The organism is Ruminococcus sp. YE282, assembly GCA_900101355.1.
Taxonomy (GTDB): Bacteria; Bacillota; Clostridia; order Oscillospirales; family Acutalibacteraceae; genus Ruminococcoides; species Ruminococcoides bromii_A.
Map to the genome: position 1 here is coordinate 1 of FMUV01000020.1, position 24650 is coordinate 24650.

General features: G+C 40.6%; 15 protein-coding genes. 3 read left to right on the plus strand and 12 right to left on the minus strand.

The window, feature by feature from the left end:
* The 6 genes from BLP46_RS07640 to BLP46_RS07665 form a co-directional block, all read right to left on the minus strand.
* Nucleotides 1–812 (minus strand): hypothetical protein (locus tag BLP46_RS07640; RefSeq protein WP_143000468.1); only part of this gene is annotated, 812 nt, incomplete at its 3' end.
* 441 nt (nt 813–1253) lie between these two features.
* Nucleotides 1254–5840 (minus strand): alpha-amylase family glycosyl hydrolase, encoded by a 4587-nt coding sequence (locus BLP46_RS07645; protein ID WP_143000469.1) that lies wholly within the window; start codon nt 5838–5840, stop codon nt 1254–1256.
* 286 nt (nt 5841–6126) lie between these two features.
* On the minus strand, nt 6127–6909 hold the full coding sequence (gene sigG, locus BLP46_RS07650) for an RNA polymerase sporulation sigma factor SigG (RefSeq protein ID WP_092977851.1): 783 nt from the start codon (nt 6907–6909) through the stop codon (nt 6127–6129).
* A 151-nt stretch (nt 6910–7060) separates the two neighbouring features.
* Nucleotides 7061–7594: a phosphatase PAP2 family protein gene (locus BLP46_RS07655; protein WP_167669217.1), complete on the minus strand. Its 534-nt coding sequence runs from the start codon at nt 7592–7594 to the stop codon at nt 7061–7063.
* A gap of 115 nt (nt 7595–7709) precedes the next feature.
* Nucleotides 7710–8720, minus strand: coding sequence for a stage V sporulation protein AD (gene spoVAD / locus BLP46_RS07660; RefSeq protein WP_092977855.1), 1011 nt, complete (start codon nt 8718–8720; stop codon nt 7710–7712).
* 67 nt (nt 8721–8787) lie between these two features.
* Nucleotides 8788–10413: a VanW family protein gene (locus BLP46_RS07665; RefSeq protein ID WP_092977857.1), complete on the minus strand. Its 1626-nt coding sequence runs from the start codon at nt 10411–10413 to the stop codon at nt 8788–8790.
* Nucleotides 10414–10709: 296 nt separating this feature from the next.
* On the opposite strand from BLP46_RS07665, the gene BLP46_RS07670 reads away from it, so the two are divergent.
* Nucleotides 10710–11837: an MGDG synthase family glycosyltransferase gene (locus BLP46_RS07670; protein WP_092977859.1), complete on the plus strand. Its 1128-nt coding sequence runs from the start codon at nt 10710–10712 to the stop codon at nt 11835–11837.
* 50 nt (nt 11838–11887) lie between these two features.
* On the opposite strand, the gene BLP46_RS07675 is transcribed toward BLP46_RS07670, so the two are convergent.
* The gene (locus BLP46_RS07675; RefSeq protein WP_092977861.1) at nt 11888–14203 is read right to left on the minus strand and encodes a SpoIIE family protein phosphatase; all 2316 of its coding nucleotides are present in this window, start codon (nt 14201–14203) and stop codon (nt 11888–11890) included.
* 246 nt (nt 14204–14449) lie between these two features.
* Between BLP46_RS07675 and ruvX the strand changes: the two genes are divergently transcribed.
* Nucleotides 14450–14872 (plus strand): Holliday junction resolvase RuvX, encoded by a 423-nt coding sequence (gene ruvX, locus BLP46_RS07680; protein ID WP_092977863.1) that lies wholly within the window; start codon nt 14450–14452, stop codon nt 14870–14872.
* Between the two features lie 130 nt (nt 14873–15002).
* Here ruvX and BLP46_RS07685 read toward each other — a convergent pair whose 3' ends face one another.
* From BLP46_RS07685 to gap, 5 genes are all read right to left on the minus strand, one after another.
* Nucleotides 15003–16430, minus strand: a complete 1428-nt coding sequence (locus BLP46_RS07685) for a glycogen synthase (protein WP_092977865.1) — start codon at nt 16428–16430, stop codon at nt 15003–15005.
* 15 nt (nt 16431–16445) lie between these two features.
* Nucleotides 16446–17555 (minus strand): glucose-1-phosphate adenylyltransferase subunit GlgD, encoded by a 1110-nt coding sequence (glgD, locus tag BLP46_RS07690; protein ID WP_092977867.1) that lies wholly within the window; start codon nt 17553–17555, stop codon nt 16446–16448.
* On the minus strand, nt 17545–18756 hold the full coding sequence (locus tag BLP46_RS07695) for a glucose-1-phosphate adenylyltransferase (RefSeq protein ID WP_092977869.1): 1212 nt from the start codon (nt 18754–18756) through the stop codon (nt 17545–17547). Before BLP46_RS07695 ends, glgD begins: the two co-directional genes overlap by 11 nt.
* Before the next feature lie 134 nt (nt 18757–18890).
* Nucleotides 18891–20789 (minus strand): 1,4-alpha-glucan branching protein GlgB, encoded by a 1899-nt coding sequence (gene glgB / locus BLP46_RS07700; protein ID WP_092977871.1) that lies wholly within the window; start codon nt 20787–20789, stop codon nt 18891–18893.
* 423 nt (nt 20790–21212) lie between these two features.
* Entirely contained in the window at nt 21213–22250 is a 1038-nt protein-coding gene (gene gap, locus BLP46_RS07705; protein ID WP_092977873.1) for a type I glyceraldehyde-3-phosphate dehydrogenase, read from the minus strand.
* A 712-nt stretch (nt 22251–22962) separates the two neighbouring features.
* On the opposite strand from gap, the gene rny reads away from it, so the two are divergent.
* A complete protein-coding gene (gene rny / locus BLP46_RS07710) occupies nt 22963–24516 on the plus strand; it encodes a ribonuclease Y (RefSeq protein ID WP_092977875.1) in 1554 nt (517 codons plus the stop codon).
* The last annotated feature ends 134 nt before the right edge of the window (nt 24517–24650 follow it).

Genomic DNA, 24650 nt, shown 5'->3' on the forward strand with positions numbered 1-24650 from the left:
AAGTTTTTCCACTCGCCGTTGCCCTTGTCCCAAGCGCCTTCTGCCATTACATAAACCTTGCCGAGTTCAACCTTAAGGTCTGCTGTCTGGTTCCAAACGTCTGACCAGTTGTTCTCTGTTGTTGCAGGGTTCGTTCTTGTGAAGATGATGTTTGTATATCCGTCAGGAACTACTACTGCATATACGTTGTCAGCATACTTTGTAGCGCTAACCCATGTATTGCCGTTGTCATTCCAGAGGTAAGCTGCAAAGCGAGCATTTGCCTGAGCCCAGTTTGCATTAACCTGGAGATATGTTGTGTTTGCAGGAGCTGTTGTTGGAGCTACTGTTGTAGCCTCTGTTGCAGGAGCTGCTGTTGTCTCAACCTGTGAAGTTGATGTTGACTGATTGTATGTGCTCCATTCACCATTGCCTTCATCCCAAGCACCCTCAGCAATTGTGTAGAGGTTTTTGCCGTCTGTTGGAATTGAAAGGTCAGATGTCTGATTCCACTTTGTATCCCAGTTGTTTTCTTTTGTTGCTGGGTTCATTCTTGTGAAGATTACCTTGTTGTAACCTGAAGGAACTGCTACTTCATAGTAACCGTCTCCATCAGTGTCGGTAGCATCTACCCAAGTGTTACCGTTGTCGTTCCACAAATAAGCAGCGAAACGAGCGTTTGCCTGTGTCCAATTTGCATTGGGCTTAAGATAAACAGTTGTTGTACTGCTATCTGTTGCAGCTGATACGCTTACGCCTGTAACGCACATGCTGAATACCATAACTACGGCTACAAGCAAAGCTGTCAGCTTTTTGAATGAAGTTGTTTTCATTCTAAAATCTCCTCCTAAAATATTTTTGGCTTTTTACAGTCCTAAGCCTATTATTATTATACAGCTTGTGTATTTCCAAAACAAGTCTTAAAAATTTACAATCTTCGAGATATTTAATTTCCAAATTATTGTTTGTTTCAACGTACGATATTAAAATTATCACAATATATATTTTCTGTAATCGAATAATATGGTAAAAAGTATATTTATGATTTTTCTATCAAAAGCAGAGCGTTTTTGACGGAATTTCAGTTTATTCAAATTAATTAAAATAAGATTTTAGTTTTCGGCGTATAGACGTATATCTGTATATAAATAAAATAAATTCTGAAAATTACCAATACACAACGATATATAATCAAATCGGAACACAAAACAACGGCGGCTGCAAAAAGCAGCCGCCGTTAAACAATTGATTAAATTTTCAGGAATTAAAACACATTACTTGAAGTCTTCGCCAACACGTCCTGTGTTTTTACCTGAAGAAAGATACATACTTATAAGTGTTGCGTCAATAACAGTAACCTTTCCATCGCCATCAACATCTGCAAGTTTCTCCTGAAGTCCTGTAAACTTATTCATATCTGCGATATACTTCTGGATACTTGTAGCATCGGTAATATCAATCTTACCGTCAAGGTTAACGTCACCGTAAACATATTCAATGCCGCTGTAACCGCCTTCGTAAATCAAAGTGCTTGTATCAATAGCAGTTGTATAATCACAAATCTTACCGTTTCTGATAACAGCTTCTTCTGAAGACTGGTCAATCATATGAGTCTTGCTGTCAAGGTTTCCGATTGTCAGATAATCAACGCTAAGGTTAACTGATGTATCGCCCTTTCCGACAACATCAAATGTTACAGAAACAAATCCAACCTTGTCACCGTTTGATGACTTAAGCTTGTTAAGTGTCAGCGATGTGCTGTTGCCCTTGATTGTTCCTTCTGACGGAACATTTGCGTGTCCGCCGTTAGTTACGCAAGGCATAAAGTTTGAAACGTTCTGATTCTTAGACTCGTTATACTTGAGTATGCTTGGATCATATGTGAGTACCCACTGGTTATTTTCCATACTCTTATCAGACTTGATATAGTATGTAACTGTAATAGTATCTGTATCTTTGTCAAATGTCTGAGTATATGTTGGGAAGAAGTTTGACTTTGCAGTAACAGTCAATTCTTCGCTTTCATTATACAATCCCTTGTATACGCTTGTCTTTGCATCAACTGCTGTCTCATGACCGCAGATTGTGCTGTTGTCAACAATAATTTCATCTTCATTTGCTGAATTTGAAATTGTGAGATATTCAACATCAAGATTTACTGATGTATCACCTGAACCGATTACATCAAATGTTGCAGTAACAAATGCAACTTCCTTGCCGCTTGCTGATGTGAGGCTGTCAAGAGTATAGTTTACATTATTACCGTAAATTGCACCGCTGATAACATTACCGTCTTCATCAGTTGGATTGAGATTTGCATATGTTCCGCTTGCGTTAGGCATCAAGAACTTAACATTGCTGTTCTTCTCTTCATTGAAGCTTAAAACATTAGGATCATATGTAAGTTTCCACTGGCTGTTAAGCAAGCCCTTTGTAGATTTGAGATAGTAGGTTACGGTAACTGTGTTTGTAGCTGCATCGAACTTCTGTATTGAAGCAGGGAAGAAGTTTGATGTAGCATTTACAGTAACTCCCTCAGAACCCTGTGTAGGTCTTGTAGCGTCAGTTGACGGCTGAGTTGAAGTTGGCTGTGGTGAAGTAGGCTGAGTTGAAGTTGGCTGTGGTGAAGTAGGCTGCGGTGTGGTAGGCTGAGTCGGACGATCGCCGCTTGTTATGTTGCCCTTTGACATATTGTATGAATATGCTGCAGAAGAAATATTGTTTCTTACTGCCTCAACCTTAATTGTAGTAGATGAGGTCAAAGCTGTTGTTGTTACCTGGTATTCACCTGTAACATCGTCAGCATCTGCCTTATAAGTGTTAGAACCGATTGTAACTGTTACAGCTGCACCCGGAGCAACATATCCTTTGATTGTGCTCTGACCAACAACTGCATAAGAAAGTGTTGGTGTAGCAAGCTTAAGACCTGCTTTTGCAGATTGAAGTTTAGCGATAGCATCTTCAATAGCCTGCTCGTCTGCTTCGTCACCCTGTGCAATAAGTGCGTCAACAGAAGTCATAAGTGAGCTTACATTACTCCAGCTTGCTGCTGTATAATCGTTGGATGACATAATTTTAACTTCTCTTGCTTCTTTTCTGAGAAGTGCCATGCCGCTTAACGGCTGTTCGTTCCTTGTAAGCTTATATGTGGTGCAACCTGCGTCTGTAATTTCAATTGTTACATCGCCTGATACATCAGTGATATCAGCAGTTTGTCCTGCATTGCTTCCGATGTTAGCAATTACATTTACTGATTTCTTATTCGGAATTGTAACAATATAATTGCCGTTTTCGTCCTTTTCTGTTGGCTTTGTTCCCGGCCAAGCTCCAAGGAGTGCAGTGTCTGTATCATCCCATACATATAAATACGGAACTGTGTTGCCATAAGGCTTGAGGCGAATTGTAACGCTCTCATCCGTTGGTTCTGAAGGATCTCCGGAACCTGTTGAAATAGTCTTTACATTCTGATAAGAACCGTCTGTTACTTCAAGAGTAGTCTTGCCGTTTAAGTTGGTCAAGTTCTTGCTCTGTGCGCCGCTGCCGTTGTTAAGAACAACACTATATGATTCTGTTGTGTCAAGTTCGATATAATAGTTGCCGTCTGCATCCTTAGATGTAAGTTTTGTTCCCGGCCAAGCTCCGCAAAGAGCTGTGCTTTCGCCTGTCCATACATATGCATACGGTGCGGAACCATTCCAAGTCTTAACTGTAAGCACTGCTTTTTCAGGAGGAGTTGTTGGTGTTGTAGGATCTTCAACGTCACCCTGAGCAACCTTTTGGAAGCTGAAGCTTGACTGTGAAGTTCCTCTGTCATTTGTTGCTTCGAAAGTAACTTTAATTGTATCGCCTTCGTAAGCTGTGTCACCGATTGTAATCTTGTCGCCGTCTTTAACAATAAACTTGTTGCCGCCGTCGATTGAGCATTTTGCTGTTTCGCACTCTTTGAGTGAAACTGTAAGAGTCTGAGTACCTGCAAATTTCGATTCGCCCTGTACTGACATAAGCGGTCTGCCGTCAGGCTCCTGAATAAGGATTGTACCGTTTGCACCGCTGTTGAATGTTACCTTGCCGCCGCTAACCTGTGCTGAAGACTGGTCATATGCGTTTACAAGGAACTGGCCGTCTGACCAAAGTGAAGAAACGTCAACTGTAACGCTCTTATTTGAGCTGCATCCGATAACGCCTGCAACCTTATCTTTTACGCCGTTCTTGTTGTATGTTCTGCCAAATGCTACGCCGTTTGTTGCAGAAAGCTTGGAGTTTGCGCCGGCACCGACTGAAACGTGGTTTTTACGGAAAGTGCCAACCTTCTGCCAATGCTCAAGAACATTTTCATCAAGGCTGTCCCAGTTCATATCGCTTCTGAGTGAGTGACCTGAACCGCCGTATCCGTCGAATGCAACGCCTGAGTACAACGGACGGTTTGACTCATCACCGTAGTAAATCTGTACTCCGCCCGGAAGAAGAAGGAATGCAGAACCGTTGTAAATCATTGTCTTTTCATCTCCGCGAGCAAGTGTCTCGTCGTGTGAAGAGATAAATGAAAGTGCATTAAAGCCCTCTTTTGTGTTAATGCTGTCAGCATATCCCTGATATACGTCAGCAATCTTTGAACTGCCCAATCCGCCGGCACCGCAGGTTGAGAAGTTAATCATAGAGTCGAATCCGCCCTCTGAATAATATGCGTCATAACCTACGCCGTGCTCCCAAGCTTCACCTGTCATCCAGAAGTCTTCCTTCCAGTTAGCACCCGGCTTGTTAGGATTGTTCTGTCTCCATGTTTTAAGAGCTGATACACAAGCAGTTTTAAGTTTATTCCAAGATGACTTTTCAACGTGCTTTGCAGTATCACAACGGAAACCGTCAACACCGTAATTTTTTACCCATTCAGCAAGCCATGTTGAAAGGTAACCTGTAACTGTGTTTGAGTTGCCGTACTTAGATACTTTCTGATTATATGTACCCTCTTTTGTCCACTTTGTCTTTAAGAGCTGTGGAATTGAAACTGATTTTGTCTGCTCAGTTCTAAAGTCTGGAAGACCTTCAAGTGACCGTGTAAAGTCGCTTCCGTCTGAATCTTCCGAATAACCCGGAAGTCCGCTGCGGATCCAGTCATTTCCCCACCATCTGCCCCAATCGGCAGCTGATGACTTAAAGTCAATGTGGCTGTTTACTTCGCTTACACCGTTGAGCTTATACTTAAAGTCTGAAGCGCCGCTAAGCAATGTACCAAAGTTATACTCTTCCATATCCTTTACGGTGTTATAACCTGAGTGGTTCATAACTATATCCATGATAACTCTGATGCCGTGCTTGTGTGCAGTATCAACAAGAGTTTGAAATTCCTCGGCAGTACCGAAGTTTTTATCTGTTTCGGTATAGTCAAGAACATAGTAACCATGGTATGAATAGTGTGCAAATCCCTTACCGGAATCGCAATATCCGTGAATCTGCTCATAAGGAGCCGAAATCCACAAAGCATTTACGCCGAGGTTATCAAAGTAACCTTCCTCTATTGACTTTGTTACACCTGCAAAGTCACCGCCGTGGAATGTACCGGGATTTGTATCCCATCCTGAAAGAGGATTTCCGTTTGCGTCAGTAGCTCTGCCGTATGAGTGGTCGTTTGAAGTGTTTCCGTTTCTGAAACGGTCTGTAAGAAGGAAATATACTGTTGCATTATCCCATGTAAAGCCATCCTCCTCAACGACCGAACCGGCTGCGGTAGATGACAGCGAAACTGCGTTATCATCAGTTATTTCAGCTGCACCTGCTGTTGAAAACGCGAAGGAAACGCAAGTCAGTAGTGTGCACAGTGTTAAAAACACACTCACACATCTTAAGACTCCATTCTTCTTCATGTGTTTTTCTCCTTTCAAAACTTCTAAAAATATGCACGAAATATGAAAAATTTTTTCCGTACGTTTCAATCTTAACACATATAAAAGATATTTTCCACAAATTTTGTAAAAAATTTTAAAAACGGCATACTCACCAATAATTGCCAAGTCTTTTTATGCATAATTACCTTGCATAAATAAACACCTAAATTTGACATAACAAAACGTGCAAAAGCTAAAAAGCCATTGCACGCTTCATTTTATATTATAAAAATATAGTATTATATACAATATATATGCATAAATATCAAATGTTCTTCTTTATTGTACTCAAAGCTCCCTTTTCTATCCTGCTGACCTGTGCCTGGGAAATTCCTATTTCATTTGCAACTTCCATTTGTGTCTTGCCTCTAAAAAACCTGAGTGAAAGAATCTTCTTTTCTCGATCAGAAAGATTTGTAATTGCCTCCTTGACTGCAATTTCTTCAAGCCATGTGGAGTCGTCGTTCTTATCGCCGATTTGGTCCATAACATAGATAGTATCGTTTCCGTCCGAAAAAACAGGCTCATAAAGCGAAACAGGTTCCACAATCGCTTCTAGCGCAAGAACAACCGTCTCTTTCGGCACTTCCATAATTTTTGCAATTTCCTCAACTGTCGGTTCTCGGTTATTCTTTACGGTCAACTGTTCCTTTATCTGCATTGCGCGATATGCCGTATCACGCATTGAGCGCGAAACCCTGACGGAATTGTTATCACGCAGATACCGACGAATTTCACCTATTATCATCGGTACGCCATAGGTAGAAAACCTAACGTCAAGTCCCGGATCAAAATTGTCAATCGCTTTTATAAGCCCTATTACTCCAACCTGAAACAGGTCGTCCGGGTTTTCTCCTCTGTTGGTAAATCTCTGAATAACCGACAACACAAGCCTGAGGTTGCCGTTTATCATTTTATCACGGGCTATTTTTTTCTCCTTTTCACTGCCTGTCTTGATTATATTAAGCAGTTCACGCTTTTCGCTTTCTTTTAACAACTTTAACTGAGAAGTATTTACTCCGCAGATTTCTACTTTTCCGTTCTGCACAACAAAACCCCCAAGCAATAATCTATGATTAAATTATTGCCCAAAGCGGGAATTTTATACTATGCATAATCAAGCCAAGTATAAAAAAAGCAAAACCTCCCTGAAATTCAGAGAGGTTATAATCCAATAAAACTGTTAAATTTACTGTTTATTATGCCGAAACAAGGGCACTCATTAAAAATACCGAACCTATTCCGCAACAAAGACCCAAAATCATTCCTGCAATTACATCTGTAAGATAATGTACCCTTAAGTATATTCTTGAAAATCCGATTAATATTGCAAGTACTAAAATAGGCAAAAACGTTATAAGCCTGCATCTCAAAAGAGCAACACCGACAACCGCAAACGAAGCGGTTGTGTGACCTGACGGAAATGAATAAAACCTTGGACGATCGATAAGCTGTTCGTCATCGCCAAGGTTGTGGCACGGTCGCACTCGCTTGACAATATGCTTTATAATAATTTCTCCCATAAGGTGAGCTATTGCAAGCGCTAAAACAAAGTTAAGTCCGGTAAGCCGCCAATCTGGGTGAACAAGGAACGGTATACAGACCATCCACCATATAAATCCTATATTTGCCGAGCGTGAAGCTACTATCATTATTTTATTGAGTACAGGTTTATGGATTTTGCCAATTTTCTCAAGAACCCTGTTGTCAATGTTCTTAATTCTGCCAAACATAAACATTACTCCCGTAAATATATAAAAAAAACTTTTTATTCAATATTAATTTAATTATATCACACGGGATTAGATTTGAACAGAGTTTTTTGCAAAATGTTAATATTTGTTAAATTTAACGAAATCTGATGTTCAACAAATGTGCAATTGACGGTATACTGCTTCCCTGCCAGCTTGTGGTTGGGCTCATAAGTGCACCGGTTGCCATAAAGAGGATGTTGTTCAAAGTTCCGCTTTTTACTTCGTTTAATATTTTTGAGCAGAAAACAGAGCCTGCGCATCCACATCCCGAACCGCCTGCGTGAACATCCTGTTTTTTTCTGTCAAAAATCATAAGTCCGCAGTCGTTGTGTTTTTCTTTAATATCGTAACCGTCTATCGAAAGCAAATCATACAGCGAGAGACTTCCGACCTCTCCCAAGTCGCCTGTTAAAATCAGGTCATAGTCATCCGGCGATGTGTGAGTATCAACAAAATAATCCTTTAATGTCTGTGCAGCGGCAGGTGCCATGGCGGCACCCATATTATTCGCATCTTTAACACCCAAATCTACTATTCTGCCAACAGTAGCCTTTGCAACACACGGTCCCTTTTTGTCATTCCTAAGCACACAGCTTCCCGCACCGGTTACTGTCCACTGAGCAGTAGGAGTACGCACTCCGCCGTATTCAAGAGGAAAACGATACTGACGTTCCGCAGAGCAAAAGTGAGATGAAGTAACGCACATTGCAATATTAGCTGCCCCGCTTTCAACAAACACAGAAGCCATAATCAACCCCTGAGCCATTGTTGAGCACGCACCGTATTGACCGAGATACGGAATATTAAAATCAAGAAGTCCGAAACTTGAACCAACGCATTGGTTTAACAAATCCCCGGCAAAAATATAATCAACCTCGTCTGCCGTTACCCCGCTTTTTTCAAGAGCCAGAGAAACCGCCTCGGTTTGGAACTGACTTTCTGCCTGTTCATAGGTGTCCAATCCGTCATAGCTGTCAAAAATTAATTTGTCAAAACAATCGCCCAAAGGTCCCTCGCTTTCCTTTTTCCCGGCAACGGAAGCGTAACCTATAATTGTTGGCATTTCTTCAAAACCGATAGTTCTTGCACCAATTCTTTTAATCATAAAAAACTCCCTTTCGCTAATATTATCTGCGAAAGGGAACGTTTTATTTATTAATTTTTTATTCAGATTAGCCTGTGTGTGACGGCTCGTCCGGCTCGGATTCTGATGATGATTCACTATCAGGCTTTGATGAGGATGACGATGAAGATGACGAGGAATTTTCGGAATTTGATTCCGAGCTTGACGAAGAATTATAATTTGTATCGTTAGAGCTTCTGTTATCTGAACTGCTGCTGTGCGAAGAACTGTCCTCGGTTTTTGCACCGGAATCATTGGCTGCGTCAATAAATACTACGCCGTACTCGTTATCATAAGTTGATGAACCGAGAGACTCACGGTCAACTTCCTGACCGTCTTTATAATATACTCTCCAAGCCTTAACCGAATAGCTTGAGCTGCCTTGGTCGGTAAGCTTGTTTTCAGTCTTGATTGTGTCGTATGAACTTGACTTATATCCCCAAATAGAAACGGAAAGCGTTGAATCCACTACCTTACATTCCATAAACATCTGATAGTCGGTAGGATTTGACAGCTTCAAATCAAGGTTTGGATAATCAATTGTTGCGTCAAGTCCTGTCGGAACATAAGAGGAAGCCCATTTGTGACAATATCTTTCTTCAACCTCCATATTTGCTCTGATTGCGGCATTATATATAGTAGAGCTTGACTGACAGATTCCGCCGCCGATACCGTCAACCAACTTTCCCTCGGAAATTACGTGAGCCGACTTATATCCGTTTGACTCCAAATTGGAGTCACCCGTGCAGGCGTTAAATGACCATGTATCACCCGGGTCAATAACAGATCCGTTGCAGGCTTCAAGCGAAACCTTCATATTTGAAGTTCCGTTTGCAGTATTGGTCGAGTGCGTTTCATATGTTGCAAGCTTTACAACATTTTTCTTGATGTCTGCCACCGTTATGTCGGCGTCGATTGATTCGGTCTTTGCAACAATTCTGTATTCGCTGCCTTTGCCGCTCAAAGCACCGCTCAGCTGATTGTTAAGGTCATCGGAGTCAATCTTAAGCCCCTGAACAGCCTCGGTATATTCAAAACGATCGTCTGAATATGGGTGAAACTTTGAAACATAAGCGTTTGTCGCCTTTTTTTGATTGCTGTCTGCAATTTCATTGGCACGTGCTTTTACAGAATCAGCATCAACGGTTGCAGTAACCTCATAAGTCATTTTCTCGGTAGAATCCGTTGACTTGCTTTCTTTGTTAAGGGAATCGCTTTTTGCTTTTTCAAGAATTTCATCTATATTAAAAGTATATGTAAAATCGTCTTGGGTAAGCGCAGTATTTTCTCCGTCAATATCTATATTAATGTTTTTGGGATTAACAAAACTCTTTTCGCTAAGCTGAAGAAGCGCCTTAGCCTGTTTCATATTTTTGCCAGCAAGCGAAATACCCGAAACATACACATTGTCTCCGAATTCAAACTCCTTAACCTGGGTTTCGCCTGTCTGTCCTTCCCCTGTTTTTACCTGCATAACGCAAAATCCCACAATACCGGCAATAATAACTATGACGGCAAGCGTAGTGGATGTTATTGCAGCTATTCTTTTATTCTTTTTGTTTTTTGCGGCAATATGATCTTGTAAAGGCGTGTTCTTTTTAGCCTTACCGCTTGAAATATCTACCATATCATCATCTTTGACATATATAATATCATCATGATAACCGTTTTTCAAAATACCCACCTCTTAACCGAAAATGCATTTTATATTCAAAAGTATACAATAAACCTATTTTCTATATTATTTTATATTCTACTATAAATCTTTCTAAAAATAAAGTGGTAAATTAAAATAAAATAAATTAACCAGAAAAATTTTTTTGCATATTTTATCCGCATCATAAAAAGTAATATACCCCTCCCGCTCAGAATTGCCCAAGGTTTTCCAACAATAATACAAAAATAACCATTGAAATATTATTCCAATATTAGTATAATAATATAACCGATTGAAAGGAAGTTTAATTCCCGATGAATATTCTAATATTTACTGCTTCTACCGGCGGCGGTCATAAACGTGCCGCTGCTGCAATTGAAGATAAAATCAGAACCATCAGTCCGGCAACTACCGTCAATGTTGTTGACGCACTTGAAAGCATTGGAAAAGCCTACAACAAAACCGTCTGCGGCGGATATCATTTTATGGCTACCAAAGTCCCGAAATTTTACGGAAAATGCTATAAAATCACCGACAGAAAAACTTTGATGTTCAAAGGTGTTATGAAATCAAACACTATGATGTCAAATAAACTCCTTAAAACAATTCAAAAATACTCCCCAGATGTTATTATAATATGTCATCCGTTTGTCACAACTATGATTTCAAAGCTGCGTGCGGAGGGCAAAACAAACGTAAAGGCAATCGGTCTTATAACCGATTATGATTCTCACAGAACTTACTTTGTACCTAACATTGACGCATATGTTGTTGCCGAGCCGTATATGGCAAAAAAGCTTGAGTCTGACTACGGAATTGACAAATCACGCATATATCCTTACGGCATACCTGTTTTTGACAAGTTTTCACACCCGGTACTTTCAAAAGAAGAAGTCTGTCGGCGTGAAGGTCTTGACCCGAATCTACATACTATCCTGCTTATGGCAGGCTCATTCGGTGTAAACAGTGTTGCCAAATTTTATACACAGCTTGCAAAAGCTCAAACAAACGCCCAGTTCATTGTAATAACCGGACGAAATAAGCGTCTGTATGACCATCTTCAAAGGCTCGAAGAAAGGCTCGGTTCGCTCAGCAACACAAAGCTTTTATATTTTGTTGACAATGTTGAAGATTATATGCATATTTCGGATTTGATTGTCACAAAACCGGGAGGACTTACGGTTACCGAAAGTTTGGCATGTCGTCTTCCCCTTGCCATTTACAGCGCTTTCCCCGGGCAAGAACGTGACAATGCCGATTTCCTTATATCACAGAATGCGGCAATCAAGCTAAATCCCGAACACGGTTCGGAACAAATTTTCGACCTGCTTAATTCTCCCGAAAAGCTTGAAGAAATGAAAAAGAACTGCGAAAAACTTTCAATTCCAAATTCAGCGGAAAATATATTTAAACTTGCACGAAAGTTATATAACGAAAAATAAAATATTTTCAGTCAAAGCTCCCCTTAACGGCATAGCCGCTAAGGGGATTTTTATTCATTTTCGGTGAGTCTGATTGCAACTGCTGTCATATCATCTTCCCTCTCACCGTTTCTGCGCTTCATAGCTTCATCAACAACAGCCTGAGCCAAATCCTGTGTGCTTCCCTCGTTCCAGGACTTTATCAGCCTTTCAAGCCATTTGTCATCACCTGTTATCACACCGTCTGACACCATAACAACTACATCTCCCGTTGAAAGATTAACAGTTTCGGTTGAAAATTTTATGCCGCTCAGTATTCCTGCCGGAAGCGAGGGCATCTCTCTTTTTATTATCCTTGTGCCCCGTTTTATATACGTAGTGGGCGCACCTGCTTTTTTCAAAGTCAGTTTTCCCGAAAACAAATCTATACCTGCAACGTCAACGGTTGACAAAGATTCATCTTCACTTTTTATCATCAGTGCGGAATTTACTATCTGCAAAGAACTGTCGGGAGTTAAACCAGAACGCAAAAGCCTTCCCATTATGGAAACAGCCATATTGCCGTCCACAGCCGCACGGCCGCCCGTACCCATACCGTCACAAACCAAAGTATAGGTGTTGCCAAATCCGTCGTTAAAGTAGTCAAGGCAGTCTCCGCACAGCTTGCCGTTGTTTGCAATGTGCTGGTCCGAACCGATTTCAACATCATACACGGGCATTTCACACATTGCAAGCCTAGTGCGGTTGCCCTCGTTTACTACCGTTGGCAGGTCAAATCTTCGTCCGCAGCATTTGGACACCTCACGCATTACAGTGCTTTTTGCAATTTTTCCGTCCGCCTTAACATTAATTTCAACATTCATTCTACCGTTTTCGCATACAAGGCACACACATTCGATTACACTTATTCCAAGTTCTTCAAGCGCAGCCGTTATTCGATCTGCACAATCACTGTCGCACCTCATAGAATACTTAAATTCCTGTGACAAGTCATTAAGAATGTCGCTTATTCCCGAAAATTGTCCCGCAACCACACCCCTAACTTCGGCAACACGCTGCTGAGCCTCAAGTGCAGAAAGATACTCGCGGTAGTTCTTGTTCATGCTGTCTGCAATTTCGCCTTTTTTGCAACAGTTCTTCACAAAAAGCTGTCCCACATCATTTTCCGTAAGCCTGCCGTTTGCCGAAAGTACGTTCTCAAGTCTGAAAAAATCATCTTTGGTAATATTTTTCTCGTGCTCATAGCAGTAGGTTCTCAAGCCACAGCCTGCACAAACGTCTTTTGCCACATTTTCACAAACCCAGTCAAAGGTGGGTGAATAGAGCTCTTTTAACCTGTCAGATACTTGGTTTACATCATTCTTAACATTAAAAATCGCTTTTGAAACAAACCCTAGCCGCATTACAACATTTTTTCGCAAAGCCTCCCCTAATGAAGCGTTCTTTTCATTTGAAAACACCGGAGAAATTATGTTGCCTACTTCCTTTGGCAGCAGCATAAATACAACGGAACCGATTAAACTTTCTATAAATACAGAAGCAAGCGAGGTGTTTCCGCCAAATGCCAGACTCATTACGGAATTTGCTATAACAAATGAAATTGCACAGCCAAATTTTCCTATGGGTGCAAACAATCCTGCCATCAATCCGCCAAAGGCGAAACCTCCGCAGACAAATCCCTGCGTTCTGCTTGCGATGCTGAAAATTGCACCGGTTGAAACTCCGCTCACGGTACCTCCGTTTACTCCGCCGTATCTTGCACACAAAAGCACAATTATAACCGCAATTATTCTGCCGAGAGATATGTTTTCATAAGTAATGCTGCCAAAGGCAAGAATAAGTACACATCCGGTCATAACAAGGCTTGCGCTTTCCTGTTGGGTATATGCCGTAAGACTGCGTTTTTCCTGAGAAAGCCTTACCGTAACACCGATAAAGTATGCCGCCGCTGCCGCAATCACGGCTTCTATTACACAATCGGCAAAACTTGAAAGTGTACTTGTACTTCCGAACAATAACGCCGCACCCGTTGCAAGAATGGGAACAAACGCCGTAATCGGTGCAAAAATACGGCTTTGGCTTATACGTTCAATACTTCCAAACAACCATCTTATTCCGCCGATTGTCACTATAACGGCAAGATAACGAAAGCTGTCCCTCGGATTTAACAAAACATAACCTAACGCCGTACCAATCAGCGACGGGAAAAGGTATTTTTTCGGAGCAGCTGCGGCAAATGAAGCACCAAACGGGGCAAGCGTACCGAGTACCGCTCCTCTTGATATTACAATACCGCATAAAAAGTATGCCGCATACCATAATGCATTTTTTGTAAATTCAAATTGTTTTTGTCTGTTTGTTCTCTTTACGGTTTTAAGGCTATCCATAATTTCAACTTCCTTTTAAATTTTCGGGCCGATTCCGATTAAAGGATGGTCGGCACTCAGCGTTAATATGTCTATATTATAGATTCTGTTTTGCAATCGTTTTGTCGTTGTATGGATAAACCTTTTTAAAAGCTTTTGTAGAAAATCAGTCAATATCTGAAAAACAGTAAACACAAAAAATTATTATATTGTATATTAAGAAGTTTTGAACTATAATGTAATTATAAAACTGAAAGGATTTTTTATATGGTAATAATGTCGGTAGACCTTGGAAAATCAAGAACGGGAATTGCAGTTTGCGACAAGACAGAATTTCTTGCGTCACCATATACTGTTATTTTTGAAAAATCACCGAATAAACTGCCCGAAAAGGTCGCACAAGCCGCAAAAGAAGTCAAAGCGGAGCTGATTGTTGTGGGACTTCCCAAGAATATGGACGGAAGCGAGGGTGAAAGCGCACAAAATGCAAGAGATTTTGCAAAAAAAATTCAATACCTTACAGGACTTGAAACCGTAATGCAGGATGAGCGCGGAACAACCATAACAGCGCATAATTTTTTAAACACCACCAACACAAGAGGAAAAAAGCGCAAAAATGTTGTTGACGAGGTTGCCGCAACAATAATTTTGCAGGATTTTTTAGATAAAAGGAAAAATAAAAATCTTTAAACATACAATATATACTTTAAATAGTATAATAATTTACTTAGAAATATATTTTATAAACATAATAACAAAACGGGCTGTCGAAAGTAATTCCGACAGTCCGTTTCATATAGGAAGTAAAAATGAAATATTGTTATGACCAGTTAAGAGTATCGTTATATACGTTGATATAATCCTGTGCAGAGCGGTCCCAGCTGTTGTCGCTCATCATAGCACGCCACATCAGTTGATGCCAACCTGCGTCATCTTGGATACCCCAAAGCGCACGTCTGACCGCAAGCTGCATATCAGCGGTATAGTAATTTTTGAATGTAAATCCGTTTCCGTAGTTATCCGCACTGTCAAAAACAGAATCTTTAAGTCCGCCTACTTCACGCACAACAGGAATTGTGCCGTAACGCAGAGCTATCATCTGGGAAAGTCCGCAAGGTTCCTGCTTTGACGGCATAAGGAAAATATCCGCACCCGAATAAATCTTGCGGGCAAGCTCAGGCACAAAGCCATGACAGAAACAAAGTCTGCCCGGGTATTTAGCCTGCATATAGTTGAAGTAATCTTCGTATTCCTTGTCGCCGGAACCGAGAATTACAAACTGCATATTCTCAGTATCCATAAGTTCTTCAAGTCCCATTCTCACAAGGTCAAGTCCCTTGTGGGCAACAAGTCTTGTAACCATAGCAACCATCGGAATATCCCAACGCTGTTCAAGGCAAAGTCTTTCCTGAAGCGCACGCTTGCACTCGCCCTTGCCGCTCATATCATCCTTAGAATAGTTGCGGTACAGCTGATAGTCGGTTTCCGGATTATAACTTACCACATCAATGCCGTTCTTAATTCCGCAAAGTTTGTAGTGGCGAAGATTAAGTTCATCGTGAAGTCCGTAACTGTACCATGGGTCCTTGATTTCGGCAGCATAGCTCGGAGATACTGTTGAAACACGGGTTGAGGTTTCAATTGCGCCCTTCATCATGTTAAGTTTGCCGTTCATCTCAAGAATTTTGGTTTCGGAAGCAGGGATTCCAACGCACTCGGTGTTTACTTCCCAACCGTACTCGCCCTGATACTGAATATTGTGAATAGTAAAAAGGCTCTTTATGTTGTAGTACCAAGGTCTGTGTGAATAGAATAAATAATAATACACAGGTACAAGGGCTGTCTGCCAGTCGTTGCAATGAATCATATCAGGATGGAAATCTATATACGGCAGCATTTCAAGAATTGCGCGCGAGAAAAACGCAAATCTCTCGGCATCATCATAATGTCCGTAAAGCGTAGCACGCTTAAAATAATACTCGTTATCAATAAAGTAATATGTGCAATCGTTCCACCTTGCCCAAAACAAACCGCAATACTGATGACGCCATGCAACAGGCACGGTAAAATTAGTAATAAAGTTCATCTGGTTTTTCAAATCCTGCGGAATTGTACCGTAAAGCGGCACAACTATTCGGCAATCCTGACCTTTTCTGCAAAGTGTATGCGGCAAACTTCCCGCAACATCTGCAAGTCCGCCGCTTCCGCAAAACGGATTGGCTTCTGACGCACAATATAAAATTCTCATAATAATTCCTCCGATTTAAACAACAGATTTTTTTGCAATATAAATAGGATAGGATTCAAAGCCCATCAGACTTCGTCCGTCCTTTATAGTAACGTCCTTATCTATTATAACATAGTTAAGATTGGTATTTCTACTGATTTTTGTATCCTGCATAACAATGCAGTTTGAAAGCTTTGCGCCTTCGTCCACAGTTACGCCCTTTGAAATCACACAGTTCTCAACTTTGCCGTTAATAACACAGCCCTGTGCGATAATTGAGTTTTTAACACTGCTCATAAGGCCGTATCTTGACGGAGCATCGTCCCTTACCTTTGTATAAATAGGTCGTTTTTGGTTAAACAACTCGTCCCTGACTTCCTTTTTCATCAAATCCATATTAAATGAAAAATAGTCGTTAATTGAACTGATTGCGGCGCAATAGCCCTTGTTTTCATATGCGTATACTCTGAATCGTCCCAAAATGCTTTGAATAAGTCTTTTGGCGTCAAGCTGATTAAGACTTATTGCACGTCGGATTTCCTCAAGCAACAAATCTTTTTTTACTAAAATCGTACCGTAAACCTGATTAACCTCATAATCAATGTTCTCGGGCTTTAAAAACACCTGACTTACCCTGCCGTCGCTTTCAACGTTGATAGTCAGCGGACGCTCGTAACCGTTTGGAACAATTCCTCTTTTATAAACCAGGGTAATATCCGAATCATGCTTTGAATGAAAATCAAACAAGCCGTTATAATCAAAATTTGTCACAACATTGCCGGGTGAAAGCAAAACATAATCTTCACGGCTGTTCTCAATATATCCGTGCATATTATATATGGTTTCAACATGATTTGAAAATGTTCTGCCGTTATACGGCGTCAATATGGTAAGATTACTCCTTCTCTTTGACAAATCATATGCGCTGCCCGAACCGACATGATCCATAAGTGACATAAAATTGCTTTTGGCGATAATTCCTACATTATTCACACCGGAATTTGACATATTTGAAAGCACAAAATCAATCAGCCTGTACTTTCCGCCGATTGGAACACTTGCGGTGGTTCTGGATGCTGCAAGTTCGGGAATTTTATAGTCAAGCGTATCTGCAAAAACAAATCCGAGCACGTCATTACTTCTCATCTGCCGACACCTCCGTATCGCTGTCAATCATTTCTTTTGCTTTGACAACCGCATTATCGTCAATCTTGGTATTTGCCCCGATAACGGCTATTCCCCACTTTTCTTTATCTTCAACCTCTTCGGGACGTTCTCCGACCTTTGCGTTTTTGCCGATAACAGTATTTTCGGCAACTATCGCAAACTGAACGTTTGCGCCGTCCTCAATAACCGCTCCCGGCATAATTATTGACGAATTTACAGTTGCGTTTTTGCCGATTGTAACACCTGCAAAAAGTATTGAAAACTCAATATTGCCGTAAACGTTACAGCCGTCGGCAACAAGCGAATTTTGTATAACAGCGTCGCTCGACACATAGTGCGGCGGCATCATCGGGTTGCGTGAATAGATGTCCTTAAGGTCAAGAGTCACATTTGGATCAAGCAAGTCCATATTTGCTTCCCAAAGGCTGTCAATTGTTCCAACGTCTTTCCAGTAGCCCTCAAACGGATATGCAAACATTCTTTCGCCTGCATTAAGCATTGCCGGCAAAACATCTTTTCCGAAATCGTGACTTGAATCTTCTTTTGACTCGTCGTCAACCAGGTATTTTTTCAGCTCTTTCCAACTGAAAATATAAATACCCATTGAAGCATTTGTGCTCTTGGGGTGTTTTGGCTTCTCATCAAATTCATAAATCTCTCCGTCAGCCTTGGTATTAAGTATACCAAAGCGTGAGGCCTCTTCAAGCGGAACATCAATTACCGCAATTGTGCAAGCGGCATTCTTCTCTTTATGATATTCAAGCATCTTGTTATAATCCATTTTATAAATATGGTCGCCCGACAAAACAACGACATATTCCGGGTCATAACGCTCAATATAATTGATATTTTGATAAATTGCATTTGCCGTACCGGAATACCAGTCGGCACCCTGAATAGCCTGATAAGGGCTAAGACAATTTACTCCCGAATGCATTCCGTCCAAATCCCACGGTTGTCCGTTTCCTATGTATTCATTAAGCACAAGCGGCTGATACTGGGTAAGAATACCAACAGCCTCAATGCCTGAGTTGACACAATTTGAAAGGGGAAAATCAATAATGCGATATTTTCCTCCGAACGGCACTGCCGGTTTGGCGAGCTTTTTTGTCAGAACACCAAGGCGTGAACCCTGACCTCCTGCAAGAAGCATTGCCACAACTTCCTGTTTTGGAAACATCTTAATATACCTCCAATTATATATAATTAAGTAAACACCGATTAAACTATATGCATTAACGTTACATTTAAAACCTAAAAGTAATGCTGTGAGCAATTATCATATGAATTTATTCGGTGGTTACGCAAATAAAATCAATCTGTTTTTTCGGCAAGTTTTAAATATATAACGCTCATTGGCGGAAGCGTCAGGCTCAAGCCCTGATTGCAGCCGTGTATCTTCATTTCAATCGGCTCAATATTTTTGCCGTTTGTAATTCCCGAACCGCCGAACTCTTCCGAATCGGAAGAAAATACCTCGTCGTATTTTTTGTTTTCAGGAACGCCGATATAATATTTTTCGTGCTTGACCGGCTGAAAATTGCACACGGCAATAATGTCGCTGCCGTTGCTGTCTGTTCTTTTAAAAGCGATAACGCTGTTTGTATAATCATCGTGATGTATCCAGTCAAAGCCTTTCCAGCTTGAATCAAGCTCATAAAAAGGCTTATTGGAAACATAAAATTCGTTAAGCTTTTGGAAAAACAGCTTTAACTTCATATGTTTTTCATAGTCAAGCAAATTCCATTCAATGGCTGAATTTACATCCCATTCGTCGAACTGACCTATTTCATTGCCCATAAACACAAGTTTTTTGCCCGGATGAGCGTACATATATGTAAAGAAAGCCCTCACTCCCGCAAATTTTTGGTCGTAATCGCCGGGAATCTTATTAATGAGCGAACCCTTTCCGTAAGACACTTCATCATGTGAAATCGGAAGCAAAAAATGCTCGGAAAACGCATAAAAGAAACTGTACGTCAGGTTGTCATGATTAAACGGTCTCCAAAGCGGGTCAAGCGACATATAGTGCAGCATATCATTTGTCCAGCCCATATTCCACTTGTAATCAAATCCGAGTCCACCCTCTTCAACGGGGTGGGTAAGCTTAGGCCATGATGTGTTTTCTTCGGCAAAAGTAAGTGCCTGAGGTTTAAACAGATGCAAAGCTGTATTTAATCTTTTAACAAAGTTAATTGCTTCAAGGTTTTCCTTTCCGCCGTACCTATTAGGAGTCCATTCGCCATCGTTCTTGCAATAGTCAAGGTAAAGCATAGAAGATAATGCGCCGACTCTAAGTCCGTCAAAGTGGAACTTTTCAACCCAAAACATTGCAGAGGAAATCAAAAAGCTGAGTACTTCGTTGCTTGCATAGTTGAACAGGCAGGTTCCCCACGAAGGACGTTCGCCAACCTTAGGGTCTTCGCTTTCAAACAAAGCCGTACCGTCAAATCTGGCAAGGCCATAGGAATCTTTCGGAAAGTTTGACGGAACCCAATCCATAAAAACTCCGATATTTTCGCTGTGAAGCTTATCAACAAAGTACATCAGTCCGTCAGGCGCACCGTATCTTGAGGTTGCGGCAAAGTAACCCGTAACCTGGTAGCCCCAGCTTTTATCATACGGATATTCCATTATCGGCATAAGCTGAACGTGTGTATAGTGCATCTCTTTAAGATACGGAACAAGTTCATCAGCAAGCTTCCGATAATCAAAGAAGTTGCCGTCAGGGTATTTTCTCCACGAGCCGATGTGAATTTCATAAATATTCATCGGCTCATTTTGTGAGTTACTTTCTTTGCACCTTGAATACCATTCATCGTCAGTCCAATTATATTTATCAATGTTAAATACTTTTGAAGCATTGTCGGGACGTGACTCTGCGTGAAAAGCAAATGGGTCAGACTTCATTATTTTTTCAAACCACGGAGTCTCAATACAATATTTATATGTATCAAATTCCTTGATTCCTTCAATAAACAATTCCCATTCGCCGTCGCCGATTTTGTACATATAATGCGAATTTTTATCCCAATTATTAAAATTTCCAACAACAGCCACGCTGAGTGCATTTGGCGCCCAAACTCTGAATACAACGCCGTCCCTGCCGTCCCAGTTTACGAGGTGTGCTCCAAAAAAATCATATGCACGTACGCTGTCGCCGTCATGAAAAAGTCGCTGAGCGTTTCGGTCCTCGTTCAAGCTGTAATTCATATATTCAACTCCTCGGTTAAAATATTTCTAAAATTAATAAATTATTCCTAATTTATATAATACCAAAAAAATATGTGGATTTCAAGCAAATTCAAAAATTACTATACTAATTTTTCGTGTATTTTTTATAAAACTTCACTAAATTTTACAAAATCTCAGTTTTTAATATATTATTACACAAATTTTTCGTAAGAATCATCACTGTAATTACAATATTTTATCCTTTTAACCTGTTAAGAACAAATTATTACCATAAGCAGCAACTTCTTGTTTAGAGGTTAGATTTTCAGCAAACAGCATAACAAGTTTGTAAAGTAGCATTTGCCTTGCCAAAAAGAAAATGTACGGTTTTACATCTTAATTTTAGCAAACAAAAAGAGCTGCCCTTGCGGACAGCTCCGATATACTGAAAGTTAATTTTAATTAACCGAGTTCAGCAAAGTATTTGATTGTTCTAACCATCTGGCTTGTGTATGAGTTTTCGTTATCATACCAAGAAACAACCTGAACCTCGTAAAGGTCGTCGCCAACCTTGTTAACCATTGTCTGAGTTGCATCAAAGAGTGAGCCGTACTTCATACCGATTACATCAGAAGAAACGATTTCGTCCTCGTTGTAACCGAATGACTCGTTTGCAGCAGCCTTCATAGCAGCGTTGATAGCTTCAGCTGTAACGTCAGCCTTCTTAACAACTGCTGTAAGGATTGTTGTTGAACCTGTCGGAACAGGAACACGCTGAGCAGAACCGATGAGCTTGCCGTTGAGTTCAGGAATTACAAGACCGATAGCCTTTGCAGCACCTGTTGAGTTAGGAACGATGTTAGCAGCACCTGCTCTTGAACGTCTCTTGTTGCCCTTTCTCTGTGGACCGTCAAGAATCATCTGATCGCCTGTGTAAGCGTGGATTGTTACCATGATTCCGCTTTCGATAGGAGCGTAATCGTTAAGAGCCTTAGCCATTGGAGCGAGGCAGTTTGTTGTGCAAGAAGCAGCAGAAATAATCTTGTCTTCTTTTGTAAGAACTTCGTTGTTTACATTGTAAACGATTGTTGGAAGATCGTTGCCTGCAGGAGCAGAAATAACAACTTTCTTAGCGCCGGCATTGATGTGAGCCATAGCCTTTTCTTTTGAAGTATAGAAACCTGTGCACTCCAAAACAACGTCTACGCCAATCTTGCCCCAAGGAAGGTTGTTTGCATCTGGCTCTTTGTAAATCTGAAGAGTCTTACCGTCAACTGTGATTGTGTTAGCTTCGTCATCAGCTGTTACTGTGTGAGCGTCATCACCGATTTTGCCTGCATAGCCACCCTGTGCTGTATCATACTTAAGAAGATATGCGAGCATTGAAGGCTTTGTAAGATCGTTGATAGCTACTACTTCGTATCCTTCAGCACCGAACATCTGTCTGAAAGCAAGACGACCGATACGGCCAAAGCCGTTAATTGCAACTTTTACTGACATAATTAAAATTCCTCCTAATATTTGAGTTGATTTTATTATATTACATTTTTTTAGTTTCTTCAATAGTTTGACAAACATTTAACAAAAGTTTTTTCAAATTTCACAAAATACACAAAAATATCTTCCTGAATTTCTAAATTTAGGTCACTTTTTCAAAGCTTGCCGTCAAAATAGCCACACTTAATTCATAATAACAATATTGCTTTGTGATATAAAGATACTTTTTCTTGACAAAGCACCTGTTTTATTATAGAATAAATATTAGAATTCCGTTTTTATGGGCTTCTGCAAAAAGCAGTATATTTTTTGCTTTTTGTCATTTTTTAATCAGACTCTTTATAGAGCCGTTATATTATAGATATTTTTTATTAATTTTACAGCTTATTGACAAATATTAACAAGCGATATTGATAAATGCATTTCTGTAATATTTCTCATAATATTCAGAAAACGCAGAGAATTATTCACTCGTTTGCGGTTTTATGCGCCTTATTTGATTTTTTATGCAGTTTTGGTGTTTGGCGCAGTTTATAAGTATGTCGGCTGTTTTGAATGGCATTTTGACTTTATTTGCTTTATATCTTATAAAAAATATTATCATAAACACATTTATTTAAAATTAAAACTGAATATCTTGTAACGGCACCTTAAAGGTTTTTTGATTGGGAATTACTATGGAATTAACAGAAACTGAACAAAGGAGGTGTCAAAAATGCAGTTATTCGTTGCAATAATCTGCATTGTTGCTGCATTGGTTGTCGGCGGTGTAGTCGGTGTTTTTACCGGTATCAAAGTAAGAAAAAACACTGCGGAAAAGGAAATCGGCAGTGCTGAAGAAGAAGCAAAGAGAATTGTTTCCGAAGCTATTAAAACCGGCGAAGCCAAGAAAAAAGAAGCTGTTCTTGAAGGCAAAGATGAAGTTCACAAGTTCAGAACCGAGAGCGAAAAAGAAATTTCCGAAAGACGCAAGGAAGTTCAGCGACAGGAACGCCGCGTGCAGCAAAAAGAAGAATCGCTTGACCGAAAGCTCGACCATATGGAGCAAAGAGAAGAAAAGGTCAACAAAAAGCTTAAAGAAGCTGATGAAAAACTTGAAGAGATTGAGGCTCTCAAGAAAAGTCAGTTTGAAATGCTTGAAAAAATTTCGGGTTATACAGCCGAGCAGGCAAAGAGCTATTTGCTTTCTCAGCTTGAGGATGAGCTTGTTCACGAAAAATCCGTTAAAATTATGGAGTATCAGGAACAGCTCAAGGAAGAAGCCGATGATAAGGCAAGAAATATTATCTCTCTTGCAATTCAAAGACTTGCAGCCGACCAGGTTGCCGAGGCTACTATTTCGGTAGTACCTCTTCCTAATGATGAAATGAAAGGTCGCATAATCGGTCGTGAGGGCCGCAACATCAGAGCAATTGAAACTTTGACAGGTGTTGACCTTATAATAGATGACACACCGGAAGCAATTACGCTTTCGTGCTTTGAACCTGTCAGACGTGAGGTTGCAAGAATTGCGCTTGAAAAGCTCATCTCTGACGGACGTATTCATCCGGCAAGAATTGAAGAAACCGTTGAAAAGGCAAGACGTGAGGTTGACGCAACCATTAAGCGTGAGGGTGAAAGAGCCGTGCTTGAAGCCGGAGTTCACAACATTCACCCCGAAATTGTCAAATTGCTGGGCAGACTTCGCTATCGTACCAGTTACGGTCAGAATGTTCTTAACCACTCTCTTGAGGTATCATACCTTGCAGGAATGATGGCAAGCGAACTCGGACTTGACCCGACAATTGCAAAGCGTGCCGGTCTTTTGCACGATATAGGCAAATCAATCGACCACGAAGTTGAGGGTACTCACATTCAGATCGGCGTTGATATTGCAAGAAAATATAAGGAAAGCGACGCAGTTATCCACGCTATTCAGGCTCACCACGGTGACGTTGAGGCTAAAACAATCGTAGCCTGTCTTGTTCAGGCTGCCGATGCAATCTCAGCAGCACGCCCGGGTGCAAGACGTGAAAATGTAGAAAACTACATAAAACGTTTGCAAAAACTCGAAGAAGTTGCTTCTTCATTTGACGGCGTTGACCGTACATTTGCAATTCAGGCAGGCCGTGAAGTTCGAGTAATGGTTAAACCGGAAATTGTTAAGGACGAACGTATGGTTCCGCTTGCAAGAGAAATCTGCAAGAAGATTGAGGAAGAACTTGAATATCCGGGACAAATTAAGGTTAATATCATTCGAGAGAGCAGAGCTTCGGATTTTGCTAAATAAAAAATAACGTAATAAAAATACCTAATGCAGACAGTTTTAAATCTGCATTAGGCTTTTTTATGCTAAAAAATAGTATCCTTGTTCAAACATTAAATTAAAACACAAAACCGGGACTGAATCCAGCCCCGGTTATT

Coding starts and splice junctions, on each gene's coding strand:
- glgB (WP_092977871.1), bottom strand. CDS start 20,789: ATGAATTACAGCTTGAACGAGGACCGAAACGCTCAGCGACTTTTTCAT.
- ruvX (WP_092977863.1), top strand. CDS start 14,450: ATGGTAATAATGTCGGTAGACCTTGGAAAATCAAGAACGGGAATTGCA.
- BLP46_RS07685 (WP_092977865.1), bottom strand. CDS start 16,430: ATGAGAATTTTATATTGTGCGTCAGAAGCCAATCCGTTTTGCGGAAGC.
- gap (WP_092977873.1), bottom strand. CDS start 22,250: ATGTCAGTAAAAGTTGCAATTAACGGCTTTGGCCGTATCGGTCGTCTT.
- BLP46_RS07655 (WP_167669217.1), bottom strand. CDS start 7,594: ATGTTTGGCAGAATTAAGAACATTGACAACAGGGTTCTTGAGAAAATT.
- spoVAD (WP_092977855.1), bottom strand. CDS start 8,720: ATGATTAAAAGAATTGGTGCAAGAACTATCGGTTTTGAAGAAATGCCA.
- BLP46_RS07695 (WP_092977869.1), bottom strand. CDS start 18,756: ATGTTTCCAAAACAGGAAGTTGTGGCAATGCTTCTTGCAGGAGGTCAG.
- rny (WP_092977875.1), top strand. CDS start 22,963: ATGCAGTTATTCGTTGCAATAATCTGCATTGTTGCTGCATTGGTTGTC.
- BLP46_RS07645 (WP_143000469.1), bottom strand. CDS start 5,840: ATGAAGAAGAATGGAGTCTTAAGATGTGTGAGTGTGTTTTTAACACTG.
- BLP46_RS07675 (WP_092977861.1), bottom strand. CDS start 14,203: ATGGATAGCCTTAAAACCGTAAAGAGAACAAACAGACAAAAACAATTT.
- glgD (WP_092977867.1), bottom strand. CDS start 17,555: ATGAGAAGTAATGACGTGCTCGGATTTGTTTTTGCAGATACGCTTGAC.
- BLP46_RS07670 (WP_092977859.1), top strand. CDS start 10,710: ATGAATATTCTAATATTTACTGCTTCTACCGGCGGCGGTCATAAACGT.